This is a genomic window from Acetobacter tropicalis (assembly GCF_030644465.1).
Classification (GTDB): Bacteria; Pseudomonadota; Alphaproteobacteria; order Acetobacterales; family Acetobacteraceae; genus Acetobacter; species Acetobacter tropicalis.
Genome location: NZ_JAUYUW010000001.1, coordinates 2,124,244 through 2,142,420 on the forward strand (window position 1 = coordinate 2,124,244; position 18,177 = coordinate 2,142,420).

The 18,177-nt window shown below is 57.8% G+C and carries 13 protein-coding genes; 4 read left to right on the plus strand and 9 right to left on the minus strand.

Going from position 1 to position 18,177, the window contains the following annotated elements:
• Positions 1–215: 215 nt before the first annotated feature.
• The 5 genes from hpnK to dxs all read right to left on the minus strand — a co-directional run bounded on the left by hpnK (position 216) and on the right by dxs (position 6,575).
• Complete coding sequence (gene hpnK / locus QWU00_RS09615; RefSeq protein ID WP_035377517.1) at positions 216–1,067, minus strand: hopanoid biosynthesis-associated protein HpnK; 852 nt, start codon at positions 1,065–1,067, stop codon at positions 216–218.
• A 93-nt stretch (positions 1,068–1,160) separates the two neighbouring features.
• Positions 1,161–2,585: a hopanoid biosynthesis associated radical SAM protein HpnJ gene (gene hpnJ / locus QWU00_RS09620; protein WP_006559363.1), complete on the minus strand. Its 1,425-nt coding sequence runs from the start codon at positions 2,583–2,585 to the stop codon at positions 1,161–1,163.
• Positions 2,586–2,678: 93 nt separating this feature from the next.
• The gene (hpnI, locus tag QWU00_RS09625) at positions 2,679–3,854 is read right to left on the minus strand and encodes a bacteriohopanetetrol glucosamine biosynthesis glycosyltransferase HpnI (RefSeq protein WP_035377519.1); all 1,176 of its coding nucleotides are present in this window, start codon (positions 3,852–3,854) and stop codon (positions 2,679–2,681) included.
• Positions 3,855–3,927: 73 nt separating this feature from the next.
• Positions 3,928–4,581, minus strand: a complete 654-nt coding sequence (locus tag QWU00_RS09630; protein WP_035377521.1) for an ABC transporter substrate-binding protein — start codon at positions 4,579–4,581, stop codon at positions 3,928–3,930.
• A 2-nt stretch (positions 4,582–4,583) separates the two neighbouring features.
• The gene (gene dxs / locus QWU00_RS09635; protein ID WP_304651056.1) at positions 4,584–6,575 is read right to left on the minus strand and encodes a 1-deoxy-D-xylulose-5-phosphate synthase; all 1,992 of its coding nucleotides are present in this window, start codon (positions 6,573–6,575) and stop codon (positions 4,584–4,586) included.
• Between the two features lie 490 nt (positions 6,576–7,065).
• Here dxs and hpnH point away from each other — a divergent pair, with 490 nt between their 5' ends.
• Positions 7,066–8,286, plus strand: coding sequence for an adenosyl-hopene transferase HpnH (hpnH, locus tag QWU00_RS09640; RefSeq protein WP_035377281.1), 1,221 nt, complete (start codon positions 7,066–7,068; stop codon positions 8,284–8,286).
• Positions 8,287–8,563: 277 nt separating this feature from the next.
• Positions 8,564–9,862 (plus strand): hemolysin family protein, encoded by a 1,299-nt coding sequence (locus QWU00_RS09645; RefSeq protein ID WP_035377305.1) that lies wholly within the window; start codon positions 8,564–8,566, stop codon positions 9,860–9,862.
• Between the two features lie 129 nt (positions 9,863–9,991).
• On the opposite strand, the gene QWU00_RS09650 is transcribed toward QWU00_RS09645, so the two are convergent.
• Positions 9,992–11,041, minus strand: a complete 1,050-nt coding sequence (locus tag QWU00_RS09650) for an alpha-E domain-containing protein (protein WP_392388299.1) — start codon at positions 11,039–11,041, stop codon at positions 9,992–9,994.
• Positions 11,023–12,495, minus strand: coding sequence for a circularly permuted type 2 ATP-grasp protein (locus QWU00_RS09655; RefSeq protein ID WP_035377283.1), 1,473 nt, complete (start codon positions 12,493–12,495; stop codon positions 11,023–11,025). Before QWU00_RS09655 ends, QWU00_RS09650 begins: the two co-directional genes overlap by 19 nt.
• Positions 12,496–12,792: 297 nt before the next feature.
• Between QWU00_RS09655 and QWU00_RS09660 the strand changes: the two genes are divergently transcribed.
• Both QWU00_RS09660 and QWU00_RS09665 read left to right on the plus strand, forming a co-directional pair.
• Positions 12,793–13,815 (plus strand): transglutaminase family protein, encoded by a 1,023-nt coding sequence (locus tag QWU00_RS09660; RefSeq protein WP_035377285.1) that lies wholly within the window; start codon positions 12,793–12,795, stop codon positions 13,813–13,815.
• Positions 13,816–13,881: 66 nt separating this feature from the next.
• Positions 13,882–14,964 carry a zinc-binding metallopeptidase family protein gene (locus tag QWU00_RS09665; RefSeq protein WP_035377287.1) on the plus strand — a complete coding sequence of 361 codons (1,083 nt, stop codon included), beginning with the start codon at positions 13,882–13,884 and terminating at the stop codon, positions 14,962–14,964.
• Positions 14,965–15,073: 109 nt separating this feature from the next.
• On the opposite strand, the gene QWU00_RS09670 is transcribed toward QWU00_RS09665, so the two are convergent.
• Together QWU00_RS09670 and QWU00_RS09675 are read right to left on the minus strand one after the other, a co-directional pair.
• On the minus strand, positions 15,074–17,011 hold the full coding sequence (locus QWU00_RS09670; protein ID WP_035377289.1) for a lytic transglycosylase domain-containing protein: 1,938 nt from the start codon (positions 17,009–17,011) through the stop codon (positions 15,074–15,076).
• Positions 17,012–17,221: 210 nt separating this feature from the next.
• A complete protein-coding gene (locus QWU00_RS09675; RefSeq protein ID WP_035377290.1) occupies positions 17,222–18,121 on the minus strand; it encodes a uracil-DNA glycosylase in 900 nt (299 codons plus the stop codon).
• Between the last annotated feature and the right edge of the window lie 56 nt (positions 18,122–18,177).

The following is an 18,177-nucleotide window of genomic DNA, read 5'->3' on the forward strand; positions in this document are numbered from 1 at the left end:
AGTGCTGGCGGAACGTTGCTGGGGAAGAGGCGCTGTTTTTCATAATGCGTGGACCATTTCGTTTTTGTTTTTTGAGTGGTCAGGCAGAAGTTGAAACAGAAAGGAAAAACAGCGTCAACAATTGAGTAAGTTATAACAAGAAATATGAGCGAAAACGAAAGAAAATTACCAAAAATGTGATAATTATATCATAGCTTGCAAAGAAACCTGTCGGTTTATGAAGGGATCATATCCCGCCATCCAGACAACACAGCATGCGAATGCTCTAACCCTGCCCGAAAGCCCGAAGAACACAGCGCTTCAAATTCCGCCTTATGCTCATAGGTGGGCATCAGCTTTTGCAGTAGAGCGTTTTTATGGGTGGCGGGGTGAAAATAGATTTCAGACACACCTTCGGGCAGATGGGCTGCAAGGGCGGCCACCCTGTCGGCTGTCATATGTCCGCTCCATGCCAGGCCGAAGCACCAGTCATTGGTTACCAGCCCTGCGGAAAGGATCTGGTGGCGGAGCAGGTTGGTCCACCGGCGGAGGGCGGCGTCTCCCAGCGTATCCGTGTAGGTGCCAGCCGCGTAAAGCGGTTCTGGGGGTTCCAGCGGTGTGCGCACAGCCCGTAGGCCATATTGCTTGCCAATATCAATCAGCAGACGGCCAACCGTGGGATGGAGATGCATGTGCTTGTGGGCGTTTGCATGGTCCAGAACCAGCCCCGTACGCCGAAAAGCCTCAAACTGGGCCGTGATCTCGGCTGCCAGTTCCTTACGGCCTTCGGGGCGGAAAAAGTAATCAATCCCCAGGCCCAGTTGGGAGGAAGAGAACCAGCCATCGGGCTGGGTGACCAGTGGCAGACGGGTGTGGGGCAGAACAGAAGCCCCTTCAATCACCACCAGATGCAGCCCGACCCCAAGGTTTGGCAGGCGTTTTGCCCGTTCAACGGCATCTTCCGCAGCGGGGCCCGCCACCATCAGGCTGGCGGTAGAAAGCACACCTTCGCGGTGGGCGATCTCAATGGCCTCATTCACTTCAACCGACAGGCCGAAATCATCAGCGGAAATAATGGCGCGTTTCATGGGTAAACCCTGTCTTCCCGTCGCGGAGGGGAGAGTATGGCCAGACACAGGAGCCAGATCATACTCTCCAACCCAACAGGAAGTGGAGCGTTCTCAGGCCGCGTTACGGTCGCGCAGGAAGTGGAAGAATTCCACACCTTCACGCAGGCGGCGCTTCATCATCTGCGGAGAACGAACCATTTCACTGACAATGGACGCAATCTTCGGGGCGCGGAAATAGAATTTCTTGTAGAATTCTTCCACGCTGGTGAAAATTTCCGTGTGGGACAGATGCGGATAATGCAGCGGCGCCATCTGCACGCCGTTTTCGTCAATCAGTTCCGCATTGCTTTCATCCAGCCAGCCGTTCTCGGTTGCCTGCTTGTGCAGGGCTGTGCCCGGATACGGAGCGGCCAGAGACACCTGAAGGGTGTGCGGGTTGATTTCCTTGGCGAAATTGATGGTTTCCTGAATGGTTTCCTTGGTTTCGCCCGGCAGACCCAGAATGAAGGTGCCGTGAATCTTGATTCCAAGTTCATGGCAGTTCTTGGTGAACTCACGCGCCACTTCAACGCGCATGCCCTTCTTGATGTTGTGCAGGATCTGCTGATTGCCGCTTTCATATCCTACCAGCAGCAGGCGCAGGCCGTTGTCACGCAGAACTTTCAGGGTTTCACGCGGCACATTGGCTTTGGCGTTGCAGGACCAAGTGATGCCCATCTTGCCCAGTTCACGCGCAATGGCTTCCGCACGGGGCAGGTCATCAGTGAAGGTATCATCATCAAAGAAGAATTCCTTCACCTGCGGGAAATACTGGCGTGCCAGCCGGATTTCGGCTGCCACATGCTGCGGGCTGCGCGTGCGGTAGCGATGGCCACCCACCGTCTGCGGCCACAGGCAGAAGGTGCAGCGGGATTTACAGCCACGGCCTGTGTAGATGGAAATGTACGGGTGCATGAGATAGCCGATGAAGTAGTCTTCAATCCGCAGATCACGCTTGTACACTTCGGTCACGAAGGGCAGGCTGTCCATGTCTTCAATCATGGCGCGGTCACGGTTGGCGACAATCACGCCATCCTTGTTGCGCCATGTAATGCCGTCCACATCCTTGAAATCGCGGCCTTCAGCAATTTCCTTGATGGTGTAATCAAATTCGTTACGGGCCACGAAGTCGATCGGAGCACCTTTCAGCAGGCTTTCTTCCGGCTGAACGGCAACTTTTGCGCCCACCATCCCGATTTTCAGGTTGGGGTTGGTGTCCTTGAGCATCTGGGCCACCTGCACATCCTTCGCGAAGGATGGGGTGGAGGTGTGCAGAACCACCAGATCGCGGTTCTTCGCGTCTTCCAGAATGGGGTCCATACCCATGCCAGCAGGCGGTGCGTCAATCAGACGGCTGCCTTCAACCATGGCGGCCGGCTGGGCAAGCCAGGTTGGATACCAGAAGGATTTGATCTCACGTCGCGCCTGATAGCGGGAACCAGCACCGCCATCAAAACCATCAAAGGTCGGAGGCTGGAGAAAAAGGGTTCTCATCATGGGTCTTATCCTGACAAGGCTGAAAGGTGTTCTGAGAAACTCAGGAAATATGGGTAGGGACTTACCGCCGAGGGAGGGGCGAGACAAGCAGTATCAGCGCTCTGCTGACAAATGCCCCGGAGACGGCGGGGGAATGGGGTGTGGCGCGACATGCATGGTCTGCCCACGCCAGTCCACACGTGTGCCACTGGCGCTACCCACCATAATGGCCGCAGAAAGCCAGTCTCTCATGGGCAAAAGCAGCAGGGGCCACAAGGGTCGGGTGCCGACCGTCCGGTCTATGAGCAGGGCGGTCACGGCCCGTATGGCCCATACGCTGAAGAACAGCAGGCACGCCCACAGCGCATGAGGCTGGAACAGAAACACCAGAGTCGCCCAGAAAAGCGGAAGCTGGATGGACGAGGCCGCATACCCGGCGGGGGCGAGGGTGCAGACTGTGCGGCCCCATCTGAGCTCGTGTGAAAGCAGTTCAGATGTATTGCGTTCCGCAATGGTGGTCCATGTCAGGCAATCGGCAATGGTGATGTCATAACCCCGCTGCCGCACCAGCCGACCCAGAAGGGCATCATCCGCTACGTGGGGCAGCAGGGCTTCAAACCCTCCTACAGCGTCCAGCATCTCACGCTTCAGGGCCATGGTGGCGCCCAGACAGTCCTGCCGCCCCAGATAGCGGGACAGGATAACGCCCGGAAGGAAGTTGTGGTTGATCTGGCAGGCAGCCAGCATCTGCACCACGGTCGATTTGGCTGGCAGCCCGGCATACAGGGTGGTGACCAGCCCCGTGCCGGGTTTGCTCAGCGCGCTGACAATATGCCGCAGATAATCGGGGGTGACATGAATATCCGAGTCGGAAATGACCAGGATGTCATATTTCGCCTGAGGCAGAATGTTCATCAGATTGCTGATCTTGCGGTTCATCCCATGTACGGCGGGATTAATCACAATCTGCATATCCAGATGCGGGTGGCGTTGCTGGAGACGCCTGACAATGGCGATTGCGGGGTCATCATCGTCCCGCACACCAAAGAGAATTTGCACGGCCCCGCCAGGGTAATCCTGCGTGCAGAAACTCTCCAGCGCTTCTTCCAGTAACGGCTCGGACCCATAGAGGGGCTTGAGAACCGTTACTGGAGGGAGCGGCGTGAGCGTGACCGGCTTACGCTCCTGCGTGCGGAAACGCCGGAGCAATAGTGCGCCCGCCATGGACTGGACGCACCCGCAAACCGCCAGCACAGCGCTTGCGGCAGCCAGAAAAGGGAAAGCGGACATTACAGCTCAGCCGTTACGCGGCCCGGAGATGGGCTGTCGGTACATCCGCTTTGTTTCACGTCCCTCTTCCTGCTCAATCTTTAGAAAAGGTTTTAACTTTGCGTTCCAGAACGTTGATCAGGCCCGGTACGCCGCCAGACGTGAGCGTGGAGCTGAAATCGGAACGTTGGGCCGCAGCCTGACTGATGCGGGATTCGCCCAGCAATACATCAGTGATGCGCCAGCCGGATGCATCGTTATGCATGATGTAGCTTACAGGGGTGCCCGGCATGCTGTCGTCTGACCCGATATACGTGTTCACGATTTTATTATCACCCACAGGTGAATTTTCAATGGCCGGTTTTACGGTGAAGCGTGCACCAGAACCCGGCTTGAAGCTGGAAACATAACGGGCGATCGTGAAATCACGGAACGCGCTGAGCAGCTTCTGCTTGTCTTCCGCCGCCAAGGATTGATAGCGCAGGCCGATGGAGGCCTTCAGCACGGCGTCCAGATCATAGGCCTGATCAACGGCAGCCCCGACAATCTGGGAGCGTTCAGCAAAGCTGGCGCTTGAATTCTGAGCCTTGTCCAGTGCGGCATACAGGGTCTGCACTGGTGCGCTGACAGCACTGGCGGGAGCAGACTGAGCAACGGCTGCCGGAGCAAGAATGCTCGTTCCAGCAGCGGGAAGCAGTGCCATGCCCAGACCGAGCACAAGCCCTGCACGAAGAGAAATACGTTTCATGCTCATGATTTTGTTCCCGTTGAGCTGTTTGGCAAGTTCATTGGAAGCATGTCTCCGATGCCCAATGCGCTGAGAGCGGTTTTTGTGATGTGTGGCGCTGTAAGTCCAGCCTGCTCGTATTGAGCATCCTGCGAATTATGGTCGATGAAGATGTCGGGCAGGGTAAGGGGACGGAAGCGGACGTTATCAAGCAACCCGGTGCGGGCCAGATGATGGCCGACCTGCGTGCCGAATCCGCCAATCGAGCCTTCTTCCAGCGTGATCAGCACGGCATGGTTGCGGGCCAGATTTTCCACCAGTTCCACATCAATCGGCTTGGCAAAGCGCGCATCGGCCACCGTGGGCGGCAGGCCATGGGCGGCCAGCATGTCCGCAGCCTTCAGGGCTTCAGCCAGACGCGGGCCCAGCGAGAGAATGGCAATGCCGCCTTTCTCGCCGCCGGCCTGACGGCCCATCTCCCGGATGATCCGGCCCTTGCCGATCTCCAGAACCTGCCCTTCGGCCGGTAGATCAAGGCCCAGACCGCCGCCACGCGGGTAGCGCAGACCAATCGGGCCTTCATCGAATTCGGTGGCGGTGGCCGTCATGTGCAGCAGTTCCACCTCATCTGCGGGAGCCATCAGCGTCATGCCCGGCAGGCAGCCCAGATAGGCGAGGTCGAACGCGCCAGCATGGGTGGCGCCATCCGCGCCCACCAGACCGGCACGGTCAATGGCGAAGCGCACAGGCAGCTTCTGCAGCACCACGTCATGCATCACCTGATCATAGGCGCGCTGCAGGAAGGTGGAGTAGATGGCGCAGAACGGCCGCAGCCCTTCCGTGGCCATGCCGGCGGCAAAGGTCACGGCATGCTGTTCGGCAATGCCTACGTCAAAAAAGCGGTCAGGGTAGGATTTGGCGAATGCATCCAGCCCCGTGCCAGACGGCATGGCGGCGGTGACAGCGGTGATCCGGTCATCCGTGGCGGCGCGGCGCACCAGTTCACGGGCGAAGACGGAGGTGTAGGAGGGCGGGCCGGACGGGCCTTTTTTCTGCTCGCCGGTGACCACGTTGAACTTGGCCACGGCGTGATACTTGTCTCCCGCTTTTTCAGCCGGGCGGTAGCCGTGGCCTTTTTCGGTGATGACATGCAGCAGGATGGGGCCGTTATCCGTATCGCGCAGGTTGCGCAGGATGGCCACCAGTTGCGGCAGATCATGCCCGTCTACGGGGCCGACGTAATAGAAGCCCAGTTCCTCGAACAGGGTGCCGCCGGTGATCATGCCGCGGGCATATTCATCGGCCTTGCGGGCCGTGCGTTCCACCGGGGCGGGCAGCTTCTTCACCACTTTTCCGGCCAGTTCGCGCAGGCCCATGAACTTGCGCGAGGACATCAGGCGGGAGAGGTAGTTGGACATCGCGCCCACAGGCGGGGCGATGGACATCTCGTTATCGTTGAGGATGACGATCAGCCGTTCCGCACCGGGGCCCGCTACGGCGGCGTTGTTCATGGCCTCGTAGGCCATGCCGGCGGAGATGGAACCATCGCCGATCACGGCGATCACGCTGCGTTCACGGTAGGACGGGTCTTCCTCGGCGCGCAGGTGATGGGCCACGGCCATACCCAGCCCGGCGGAGATGGACGTGGAGGAGTGGGCCGCGCCAAACGGGTCGTAGGTGCTTTCAGACCGGCGGGTGAAGCCGGAGAGGCCACCGGGCTGGCGCAGGGTGCGGATGCGGTCACGCCGGCCGGTGAGGATCTTGTGCGGGTAGGCCTGATGGCCCACATCCCAGATCACCTTGTCCTCAGGCGTGTCGAACACGGCATGCAGGGCCACGGTCAGTTCCACAACTCCCAGAGACGCCCCCAGATGCCCGCCGGTGGTGGAGACGGCATCAATCGTCTCGGCCCGCAGTTCATCAGCAACCTGCTTGAGCTGCTCAACCGAGAAGTTCCGCATGTCAGACGGATACGTCACACGGTCCAGCGCAGGAAAACGGCCCAGCGTCGGGATGGTCGGGCCGTTGGCGCCAGATGTAGCGGAGGAATGCGATGTCACGGCGGAAAGCGCCGGTTTCTTATCAGGAGAACTGTCCATGCGATCGTTTCCATCTTCTTGCTTGCGGCAAGCAGGATGCCGTACCTGAATCGGGCGGTCGGAACTTGCTGCCTTTTGCGTGTCTTACGTCGCGCAAAATGTCTAGCGGACACTGCGATCCGCCACGTTTGGTTTAATGTTTCTGGCCTGAACGCAAGGCTTTCTAAAAAACTAACTTGTGAATGTGTCTTTTTTGTCACATGATTTGAAAAAGGCTTGAGCTTGACAAAAGGGCCGACCTATATGCAGGCCAACAGAACCTACGTGGCTGTGCGCGCCGTCATGAACGGCTGCCGTAAGGTAAGCGGGCTTGACCGGTGCTTGGCAGGGCCACGTTTTTTGACACGTTACTAGTCTCATCCAGTTTATGATGCGGGCGTAAGAGAAGCGCCGGAAGCGGGGGTTTATGGCCGTACCGATAATGCAGGCCGTCAGGGTCGGCAAATATGTCGTCACACAGCATCTCAAGAAACGTAAGCGCTACCCGCTGGTGCTGATGCTTGAGCCGCTTTTCCGCTGCAATCTGGCATGCGCCGGGTGTGGCAAGATTGATTATCCGGCGGCAATCCTGAACCAGCGCATGACGCTGCAGGAATGTCTGGATGCGGATGCGGAAGCAGGCGCACCTGTCATTGCCGTGGCAGGGGGTGAACCGCTGCTGCACAAGGAAATGCCGGAAATTATCCGTGGCCTGATCGCCCGGAAAAAATACGTCTATCTATGCACGAACGCCCTGCTGCTTGAAAAGAAGATGGATGAGTACGAACCCTCACCCTTCTTCTCGTGGGACGTGCATCTGGATGGTGACAAGTCCATGCACGATTCCTCCGTCTGTCAGGACGGGGTGTATGAACGCGCGGTAGCCGCCATCAAGAAAGCCAAGGCCCGCGGGTTCCGTCTGTCTATCAACTGCACCCTGTTTGATGGCGCAGACCCCAAGCGTGTGGCCTCCTTCTTTGATGAAGTGATGGCCATGGGCGTGGACGGAATCATGACCGCTCCGGGCTATGCGTATGAACGTGCGCCGGATCAGGAACACTTCCTGAACCGCCAGAAAACCAAGCAGCTGTTCCGTGACATCTTCCGTCTGGGCAAAGGCAAGAAATGGCGGTTTACGCAGTCTCCGCTGTTCCTGAACTTCCTGGCCGGGAATGAGCAGTACCACTGCACGCCGTGGGGCAAGCCCTTGCGTAACGTGTTTGGCTGGCAGCGCCCGTGCTACCTGCTGGGTGAAGGCTATGCCAAGTCTTTCAAGGAACTGATGGACGATACCAAGTGGGATGATTACGGCACCGGTAACTACGAAAAGTGCGCTGACTGCATGGTGCACTCCGGTTACGAATCGACCGCTGTGATGGATGCCGTGCGCAGGCCTTGGCACATTGCCAAGGTTGCCTTGTTCGGACCGGAAACAGAAAAGCCGATGGCTCCGGAAATCTCGCTGGCTAACCAGCGCCCGGCCCAGTACGTGTTCTCCAAACAGGTTGAAGAGCAGATGGCGGAAATTGCGGCCCGTAAGCCCGCAAAAGCCCCGCGTGTGAAGGTTATCCGCACGGAAGCCAAAACGGATGCGCCCGCCCCGGCTAAAACGGACGCGGCACCGGTTGAAGCAACTGCGGCTGACTGATTTCGGGTTTTCCGACTCCATGAGGAGAAAGGGCGGTTCGGTAACGGACCGCCCTTTCTTTTTGTCGCTAGAGTGAAAAAGGACCAGATCAGGTTGTTTTATTGGTCTGCCAGATATACAGATCCCGCATAAGAAGGTCAGCGCGTCTTGGCCTGCGTATAGGCGCAGCACAGGTCAATGATGTCAGTCCTGTTTCTTGTTTGGTGAACTGGTTTCTCGGCGCAGCTTCCCCTATCGTGCGTTCCAGACATTCCGTCACGCAGGGCTTCTGTTTTTCATGACTGTTTCCATACTTGTCATTTTCCTCCTGATTTTCCTGAACGCAGTGTTTGCTATGGGGGAACTGGCGCTTATTTCTGTCAGAACACCGCGTCTTGCCATTCTCCGTGAGCAGGGCCTACGGGGTGCTGACCGTGCCATGAGGCTTGCTGAAGATCCGCAGATTTTCCTGCCGACCGTGCAGATTGGCATGACTCTGGTGTCCATTCTGGAAGGCACGTTTGGCGGTGTGCAGGTGGAAGCCCATCTGACTCCGCTGCTTGAAAAAATTGACGTCATCCGCCCCATAGCCGGTCAGGTTTCCATGGTGCTGGTGGTGTTGATCATCACAGCCCTCATGCTGGTGTTGGGTGAACTTGTGCCTAAGCAGCTTGCCCTGCGTGAACCGGAAATCATGGCGGCCCGTCTGGCCCTGCCGTTGGAAATGCTGGCGTATGCCACACGGCCGATTGTGGGGCTTTTGCGGCAGTCTTCCAATCTGGTGCTCAAGCTGATGGGAGCCGCCGATGCTGTCAGCCAGACGCTGACGGAAGAAGAACTCAAGGCTTACATTGCTGAAGGGGCCAGAACCGGTGTGCTGGAGCATGAAGAGCGCACCATGATTGAGCGGCTTCTGCGTCTTGCTGATCGTCCTGTCCGCGCGATCATGACCCCCCGTAATGAACTGTTCTGGATTGACCGCCATGCCGGGCGTGAAGCGCTGATCAAAGCGCTGAAACAGACAACCTATGCGCGGCTGGTGGTGTGTGAAGGCGGCGTGGATAATCCCGTGGGGGTGGTGCTGGCCAAGGACATGCTGGACCGCACACTTGATGGGATGCCGGTCTCAATAGAGGCAGGTCTGCGCCAGATGGTGGTGGTACCGGACAGTATTTCCGCATTTGATATGCTGGAACGTATGCGCAGCATTCCGCTGGGCATTGCCTTTGTCTTTGATGAATACGGGTCTTTTGAAGGCATAGTCACGGCATCAGATCTGTTTGACGCCATTGTTGGGGAAGGCGTGCATGAAACCCAACAGGCAACGCATACCCACCATGAAGCCACGCAGGACGATGTGCTGCTGCTGGATGGCACGGATTCAGCGGATGAAGTGAAAGATCGTCTGGGACTGCGTACTCTGCCGGATGAAGGTAGCTATCATACGCTTGGTGGGCTGCTGCTTGCCCTTTTGCGGCGTGTGCCTGCGGTGGGGGACAAGGTGGCTTACTCTGGCTGGCTGTTTGAAGTGGTGGATATGGAAGGGCGTCGTGTCTCCCGTGTTCGGGCCAGCCGTCAGGTGCTTGCTGAAAACTAGCAAAACATTTTTCTAACCATACAGAACCTATCCAGTGATCGGCCTGTAACGCACTGCCCCGATCTTGCAGGAGTCGACCAGCATGCGTGACACCATTCCGAGAAGGAGAGATGTCACGCTTTCTGTGTCTTATGACTGGGACTGCATTTCCAGTGCGTAGGGTTTTTCGGGCATAGCTGGCCAGAAAGCGTCCGCCACCTCAGCCTGTAAGAGAGAAAGCTGGCCTTGTACCCAGGTCATGTATTCGTGGAGACCGCGAATAATAATGTCATCCGCTGTCTGATCCAGAAGTGTCACCCGCAAATCGGCCACCCGTTCCTGTAGAGAGCTGCATCGCTTGCGCAGGCTTCTATGGCCCGCCAGAGCCGCCAGCGTTGAATCAAGCTGGCTGAGATTGGTGGCCAGAGACCGTGGAAAACCTTCATTTTTCAGCAGAAAACCCACGACGTTCGCCGGAGTGGTGGTAACAGGCTGCAAGCGCCGGAACGCATGATAGGCGGCAGCCGACCGAAGAACGGACGCCCATTGGGTAATATCAATGTCCGATCCAATTTTCTCGTCTTGCGGAAGCAGCGTATGGTAACGGATATCAATCAGGCGCGTGATCTGGTCACTCCGCTCCAGATGCTTGCCCAGCAAATAGAACAGCCACGCTTGATCCCGGTAGAGTGTGCCTTCTGTAACGCCAAAATGGGTCTGACATTCCTGCTTCAGCCGGTTGCAGATGCTGGAAAGACTGTTCAGGCGGATATCCGAGAATTCAAGATCCAGAACCCAACGTGTAAAAATATTGAGTTGCATCCACATTTCGGTGGAAATCAGAGGACGTACGGCGCGGGCATTTTCCCGGACGGAATGTGCCATGGCCTTGATGGAATTGGGGTTGGCGCGCTCCGTCACGTAAAAGACAAGAACGTCTTCTTCCGTGGCGCTGTCATGCAGGCTGAAAAAACGGTCTTCGTCTGAATTCAACTGGATGATGGAATCCCAGCCGGTGTGGCCATCCGGTCCACGCACAAAGGCTTCTGTAACTTCCAGAAGACGAGCCAGGTTTTCAATACGCTCCATGTAGCGTGCCAGCCACATCATGCTTTCCGCATAGCGTGAAAGAAGATGATTCAGGCCCGGCAGAACGGAGGAAAGACCAAAGGCAATTTGTGTCATGATGCCAGCACCCATGTATCTTTGGAGCCACCCCCCTGAGAGGAATTGACCACAAGTGATCCCTTGCGCAACGCTACGCGGGAAAGCCCTCCGGGCAGAACCCAGGTGGAGCGTCCTGTCAGCGCAAAGGGGCGCAGATCAACATGGCGGGCTTCCACGCCGTCCTCGCACAAGGTGGGGGAGACAGAGAGATTGATCACCGGCTGGCTGATGTAATTTGTGGGGTTTTCCAGCAACCGGTTGCGAAAATCCTCAAGTTCTGCCGCGCTGGCCTGCGGGCCGATCAGCAGGCCATACCCGCCGGACTCTCCCACAGGTTTGATCACCAGCTTGTTCATGTTGGCAAGCGTATAGGCCAGCCCTTCCGGTTCAGCGCAGATGTGCGTTTGCACGCTGTCCAGAATAGGGTCTTCGTTCAGATAATAACGGATGATGCGGGGCATGTAGGCATAAACGGCCTTGTCATCGGCAACGCCGGTCCCCAGCGCATTGGCAATGGTGACATTACCGCGCCTGTAGGCCTCCACCAGACCCGGCACACCCAGCAGGCTTTCCGGGTTGAAAGCCAGAGGGTCGAGAAATTCATCATTCAGGCGGCGGTAAATGGAGTGAACAGGCCGAAGCCCAACAACCGTACGCATGTAAACACGGTGGTTTTCCACCACCAGATCTTTCCCTTCCACCAAGGGAACGCCCATTTCACGGGCCAGAAAGACGTGTTCAAAATAGGCTGAATTGTAAATGCCCGGAGAAAGCAGAACCACCTGCGGATCACTCACCCCCTCCGGGGCCACGTCACACAGGCTCTGGTGCAGGCGCAGGCCATATTCCTCCACAGATCTCAGCGGAAGGCCGGAGGCAAGATCCGGCATGAGGCGCAGCATCATATGCCGGTTTTCAATCACGTAGGACACGCCAGACGGGGTGCGGGCGTTATCTTCCAGCACCAGAAAGCGCCCTTCCTGATCGCGGATCAAATCTGTGCCGTTGATATGCACATATACGCCGCCCGGCACGTCTATCCCCACCATGGCGGAACAGTAATTGGGGTTTTTAAGCACCAGATCCGCCGGGATGATCCCATCTCGCAGAATGGCCTGATCATGATAGATATCATGCAGGAACAGATTGATGGCTTTGACACGCTGTTGCACGCCGCGTTCCACATGGTCCCATTCCTGTGCCGTCAGCACGCGGGGGATCACATCAAAGGGCAGAATGCGGTCTATGGCTTCCTTGTCTGAATAGACGGTAAAGGTAATGCCAAGGCGGTAAAGCTGCGCTTCAACTGCTGCGGCCCGGTGCCGCAGTTCCGCCAGATCAAATTTGGCCAGCCGGTTGTAGATACGGGTGAGGTCAGGCGGTGGCGCGTCCTTGCGGTTGAGGAGTTCGCAGAAAAAATCCGGAACGGAATAATCCGCAAAAATGCCAGCTTTCTGAGCGGGTGCATGTGTTAGCGAGTCAGTCATCCCCTGCCTCCCGATCCTGTTTCTGGCAGGTGGCTTGTGTGGAAGAGAGACCACGCAGGCTGCACGCCAGTTCATTACGATTAATTACTAACGGAGCAAGAATTCACGGCTTTGCCAAGTCGCAAAACCCATATTTGTTGTTTTTTCGAATCAGATGATTGCAGGCTGTTGCTGTCCTGAATAATCCTGTTACCGTAATGGGCTTCATGCTTTTCCGGTTCCCCGTCCCAGAGCAAGGAGGCCGGAGCGGAAGAAAGCAGAGATCAGCGTGTGCAGAGGACTTTCAGACCAGACATCATGATTTCACATGTCATGCTGAGTCATCACACCCGGTATCAGTATGATCGCCCGGTATGTCTCGGCCCACAAACCATTCGTCTGCGCCCGGTGGCCACGGCAAAAACGCCTGTGCGATCCTATACGCTCCGCATCGGCCCACCGTGTAAACAGCAGACATGGCAACGAGATGCATACGGGAATGATGTTGCATGCGTGACGTTTGCGGAACGTGTGACCCATTTTGATATCAGCGTGCAGATGGAAGCGGATATCAGTCCACGGAACCCGTTCGACTTCGTGCTCCGCCCGGATGTGACGCGCTGGGTTCCGCCTTCCTGGCGTGTGCAGTCAGCCCCTGCCATGGCAGGGCAGAGGCAATGTGTTGCGGCAGACCCACATGGCAGTCTGGCTCAGTCTCAATCTCAATCTCAATCTCAATCTCAATCTCAATGGTCTGTCCCGCACCAACCTTTTTATGGCGCGGCGCAGGAGTATGCGGCCCTTGCGCCTTACCGGCAGGCATCCGCGCCGGGGCCACGCCAGTTGGCGTTTCTACAGGACTGGGTACAGAAAGCGCCGGTTGAGACGCTGGAAATGCTGGTTGGGCTTAACCGGGCTGTTGCGGCGCATGTCGGTTATCAGGTCCGGCTTGAACCCGGAGTCTGGACACCGGAAGAAACTCTAGCGCAGGCCAGTGGCTCCTGCCGGGACAGTGCATGGCTGCTGATTGCCCTGTTGCGGAATCTGGGGTTCGCGGCGCGCTTTGTGTCCGGCTATCTCATTCAGGCTACCCGCAACGGGGAAGGAGAGGAAATCCTTACCTGCGATCTGCATGCCTGGGCCGAGGCATTTTTGCCCGGTGCAGGCTGGATTGGGTTTGATACCACGTCTGGCCTGTTAACGGCGCAGGGTCATGTGCCTCTGGCGGCAACGCCTTCACCCGAACATGCTGCGCCGGTATCCGGCCTGCTTGATCATTGTCAGGCAGTTTTTGATGTCTCCATGCAGGCACAGCGGCTGTATGGGCAGATCGAGGTCTGAAGCCTCAGTGTAAACACTGTTGAAATATGTTGCTCTTTTCCATGCAGGCGCAGAGAGTACTGTCTTATGAGGCTTTTTACCTGCCAGTCCTGCCAACAGATTGTCTTTTTTGAAAATACAGTTTGTGAGGGGTGCCACCATACGCTGGGCTATCTGCCCGGTCTGTTCACGCTTACAGCGCTTGACCGGCTGGATAACGGATTGTGGCGTCCGCTTGCGCGGCAGGTGCGCAAGGCCGAACTGGCTTTTTGCGCCAATCATGCGCATGGGGTGTGCAACTGGTTGACGGCGGCCCCCCAGACGCATCAGGTCAGCTTCTGCGTTGCCTGTCAGTTCAACCGCATTATTCCCAATCTGGAAAAGGCGGAAAATCTGGAGCGCTGGCGCAAGCTGGAGGTCGCCAAACACCGGCTGTTCTATACATTGCTGCGCCTCAAGCTTCCCATGAAGACCCGGCGGGAGGATCCGCAGAACGGACTGGCGTTTGATTTTCTGGATGACCCGCCTGATGGGGCGGACAATGTCATGACCGGCCATAGTAACGGCGTTATCACCATTGCCCTGAAAGAAGCGGATGATGATCAGCGCGAGCGTATGCGTGTGGAAATGGGGGAGTATTACCGCACGCTGCTAGGGCACTTCCGGCACGAAAGCGGACATTACTACTGGAATCTGCTGGTGCGCGATGGTGGCCGGCTGGATTCGTGTCGCGCCGTGTTTGGAGATGACCGGGAGGATTATCAGGAAGCCCTCCTGCGGCATTACCATCGTCCTCCGCCGGAGGGATGGCGGGAGCAGCATGTCAGCCTGTATGCGACCTCTCACCCCTGGGAGGATTTTGCCGAGACATGGGCGCACTACCTGCATATTGTCTCCACGCTTGAAACCGCATGGGCTTATGGCGTGACCATCAGTCCGGGTGTTGCCGGAGGGCAGGCATCCTGGCCCGACAAGCGCGGCAATCCTTACACGGATGCCTCATTTGAAGACATCATTCAGTCCTGGCTTCCTTTGACCTATGCCGTCAACAGCCTGAATCGCTCAATGGGGCTGCCGGATTTCTACCCGTTTGTGCTGACGGATGGCGTGGTAAGAAAGCTTTCTTACATCCACACTCTTATAAGAGAAGTGCAGGCCCTTCGCTCCTGAAGTCTGGATGCCAAAACCGCGTTGGCTGGTCAGCCTGCGCGGTAAGCGAGATGATGGGGAGAGCGGGGCAAAGGCTGGGGCAAGGAGGTGGGCCAATATCCGCCAGCCTTCAGTGCAGGACGCGCAGGTTCAGTGTTTGTGCCAGCGCCTGTTCATCCGCAAAGTCAGGCCATTTGTTGAGTGTCAACGCCGTCAGGGAAGGCGTGGGTAGTTTGAGTTTTGCAGCATAAATCCACAGATAGGACAGGGCACGGTGCACGTAATCCCGTGTTTCCGTGTTCGGAATCAGCTCCATGAACAGCAGGGGATCATCTGAGGCAGCCGCCGCTTTTTCCCACCGAGCCAGTGCGGAGGGGCCAGCGTTGTAGCTGGCCAGCAGGCGGATCATGTCCCCACCGCGGACGGAGAGATGCGTGTTGTGCTGTGTCAGATCAGCCAGATACTGCACATAACGCTGCCCGATTTCCAGATTGAGGCTGGGGTCGTGCAGAGCCGTGGCGGCATTTTCAAACCGGCGGCTGATGGTGGTTGAGGAACCGCTGGTCACAAAGTCAGCCGTTAGCGGGCGGATCTGCATCAGCCCATGTGCGCCTGCTCCGGAAACAGCCTGTGGATCAAAATTGGATTCCAGCCGTGTCAGTGCATAGACCAAGGCCGGGTCCATGGTGAAGCCATGCCGTGGCTTTAGCAGCGGCAACGGTAGATCATCATGTTCTTTGCCATGCGCTTCATGCGCTGCCAGTGCGTCTGACATCTCGGTGGCCAGATCATGAAGGCCAGCAGATTCCGCCACAAGCTGGAAGGAGCGGGCGAGCGTGACATCACGCAGGTCCGGCCAGGCGCGGCGGATGGTGTTTTCAGCCCGTTCCTGCTCGCCCACCTGAAGCAGGGCAAAAACACGACGACCGATCTCTGTGCTGCCAACGGCTTCAATATCAATTTCTGTCAACACGGGGGCGGAGGGTCGGGAAGCTTCCTCCAGCGGTGCGAAATTGATCTTGTGGGTGTGATCCCGGCTGTGGTTGCTCGCAGCGGGGTGCAGGATATGGGCCGCCAGAAGGCCATAGAAACTGTTGGGGAAGGCTTCCGCATGTTGCAGCCATAGATGGCGCGCGCGGTCGCTGCCCAGCTTTTCATGCGCCCGTGCAGCCCAGAAGGCGCAGGCAGCCCGCATTTCCGGGGTGGCGTTGCGGGCGTGGGAAGCGCGTTCAAAGAACGGCGCGGCCTGCGCATACTGTTCCTGCTGCCACAGGGCCAGCCCCGCTATAAACCCGGCGAGAGCATTGTTGCCCTTGGCGCTTTCAACAGCAGTCCGGGCAATATCCAGCGCAAAATCTGTCTCGCCCGCATCCAGCATCGCCTGTGCTGTCTCGGCCTGAAGCTGTGCGGCATAGGCGGGGGTCATGCCTGGTGTGGCGGTAATCAGTTTCAGGGCGCTGTGTACGCCCTTCAGGCCCCACCCCGTGCGTTCCCGTAAGGTGCGGTCCAGCAAGGGGTTGCGCGTATAATCGCGGGTGAGCGGATCAGCCGGAATGGTCGCATGTTCGGGGGTTAGATGCTCGCCTGCCGGAGCAGGAGGCAGAGGGCCGCCACGCTGTGGCAGGGCTGCCAGCCGGGCCCATATGGCGGCGGCATCGGCGTAGGAGGTATATTTTTTCAGCCAGCCCCGTAGTTCTGTCGCACCGGGGTGGTAGGCGGGGTTGAGGTAACGGTCCGCCTCAATATCGCCTAGCAGGGTGGAATCTGTCAGGCGGGTGGTGCTGGTAATGGCTTCCGCAAAGGCCCCCTGCCGTTGCAGGCGGAAAATGGCGCGGATCTGAGTATCAACTTCAGGGGATAGCGGCTTCGGCAGAGGGATGTCATCCCCTTCCGGAAACGCCTGCCTGGGCAAGACCATCGCCAGCTCCTCGCTGTGCGTGTCTGGCCCGGGTTCGGGCGGCTTGGCATGGGCGCGCGTCGCTACGACGGTTGCACTAGCCAACAGGGCTGCTCCGGCCATAAAGGCCCTCGCTGCGATATTATGAGAAATTTGACCTATCGCTCGCATGGCTGGCGGGGTCTATGAGGTTCTGCTCCAAAAAGCAAGTTTGGTGGTCCGGAAGCACAGCGGGGCCCTCCTTTGGGTACGGGGCAAACGCCCGTCTGAATAGCGGGCAAATTATTAAAGAACTACTTGTGTTTCTTAAGGAAAATTCTGTTCGATCACTGCATGATTATTTTTGTGTCAGGATCATGTTCCTGTTGTCACAATCTGTTTTCAACCATTTTGCTGTAGCATTTGGGCAACAAGCAGCAGATCGTTCCAGATGTCCTTTCTGGCAGTCGGGCTGGCACGTAATTGCAGCGGGTGTCGCATGATCAGGGCAGGCACGGGGGCAGGCAGACCGGCTACACTTACTGACTGCCAGCTTCTACGCGGCAACGCCTTGTTGGTTCCCATTAAAAGGTGAGCAGGCAGGCGTCCGCACAGCAGGAGGCGTTGCGGGGCAAACAGGGCAATGGCCCGTTCCAGAAATGGCTGGCAGATGCGGCGTTCAGCGTCTGTAGGGGGGCGGCCTCCCGGCGGTCGCCATGGCAGGGCGGTGGCCAGCAGCAGTGAATCCCGTGCCAGCCCGATGGCGCTCAGCATCTGGTCCAGCAATGTGCCGGACCGGCCGGAAAAAACATGGCCGCTCCGGTCTTCATCTGCGTCTGGAGCCTCCCCGATAATCATCAGAGGAGCGTGCATGGGCCCCTCCGGGAAGATGGTATGCATGGCTGTTATGCGCAGTGAGCAGGAATCAAACTGCTCCAAAGCGGTGCGCAAGGAGTCGGGAGTGGTCGCTGCCGCGGCGACAGCGTGCGCCTGTGCCACGCTATCGGCCAGCAGAGCGGGACCTGCGGCGGGCTGGTGCGTGGGGGATGAGGCGGGCGGCCGTTGCGGCGGGGCAAAAGCTGGCGTTCCCACGGTTTTGCGGGGCTGTATGCCAGGTGTTGCGTGAGGAGAATGTCTCTGGGGGGTGACGTCCTGATGCCCTTGCCCCTGATGAAGGGACTCTTGATAGGCAGGGATAGGAGCAAGCCGGGCCAGCCGATGATCTATCGGTGTATCCTCAACAGCCGTGTCCACCCCCCATTCAGCATAGAGGCGAAGAAGAGACAGAGCGCCATCCATCATGTAAACCGTACGATGTGTAGGAGTGTTTGGCGGTTGGCTGCGGGCAGGGTAGAGAA

What these genes read in the sequence shown, in the direction of transcription:
- QWU00_RS09645 (WP_035377305.1), top strand. Translation starts at nt 8,564, where the DNA reads ATGACTGTTTCCATACTTGTCATTTTCCTCCTGATTTTCCTGAACGCA.
- QWU00_RS09655 (WP_035377283.1), bottom strand. Translation starts at nt 12,495, where the DNA reads ATGACTGACTCGCTAACACATGCACCCGCTCAGAAAGCTGGCATTTTT.
- QWU00_RS09660 (WP_035377285.1), top strand. Translation starts at nt 12,793, where the DNA reads ATGATTTCACATGTCATGCTGAGTCATCACACCCGGTATCAGTATGAT.
- QWU00_RS09630 (WP_035377521.1), bottom strand. Translation starts at nt 4,581, where the DNA reads ATGAAACGTATTTCTCTTCGTGCAGGGCTTGTGCTCGGTCTGGGCATG.
- hpnK (WP_035377517.1), bottom strand. Translation starts at nt 1,067, where the DNA reads ATGAAACGCGCCATTATTTCCGCTGATGATTTCGGCCTGTCGGTTGAA.
- QWU00_RS09665 (WP_035377287.1), top strand. Translation starts at nt 13,882, where the DNA reads ATGAGGCTTTTTACCTGCCAGTCCTGCCAACAGATTGTCTTTTTTGAA.
- hpnJ (WP_006559363.1), bottom strand. Translation starts at nt 2,585, where the DNA reads ATGATGAGAACCCTTTTTCTCCAGCCTCCGACCTTTGATGGTTTTGAT.
- hpnH (WP_035377281.1), top strand. Translation starts at nt 7,066, where the DNA reads ATGGCCGTACCGATAATGCAGGCCGTCAGGGTCGGCAAATATGTCGTC.
- hpnI (WP_035377519.1), bottom strand. Translation starts at nt 3,854, where the DNA reads ATGTCCGCTTTCCCTTTTCTGGCTGCCGCAAGCGCTGTGCTGGCGGTT.
- QWU00_RS09670 (WP_035377289.1), bottom strand. Translation starts at nt 17,011, where the DNA reads ATGCGAGCGATAGGTCAAATTTCTCATAATATCGCAGCGAGGGCCTTT.
- QWU00_RS09675 (WP_035377290.1), bottom strand. Translation starts at nt 18,121, where the DNA reads ATGATGGATGGCGCTCTGTCTCTTCTTCGCCTCTATGCTGAATGGGGG.
- QWU00_RS09650 (WP_392388299.1), bottom strand. Translation starts at nt 11,041, where the DNA reads ATGGGTGCTGGCATCATGACACAAATTGCCTTTGGTCTTTCCTCCGTT.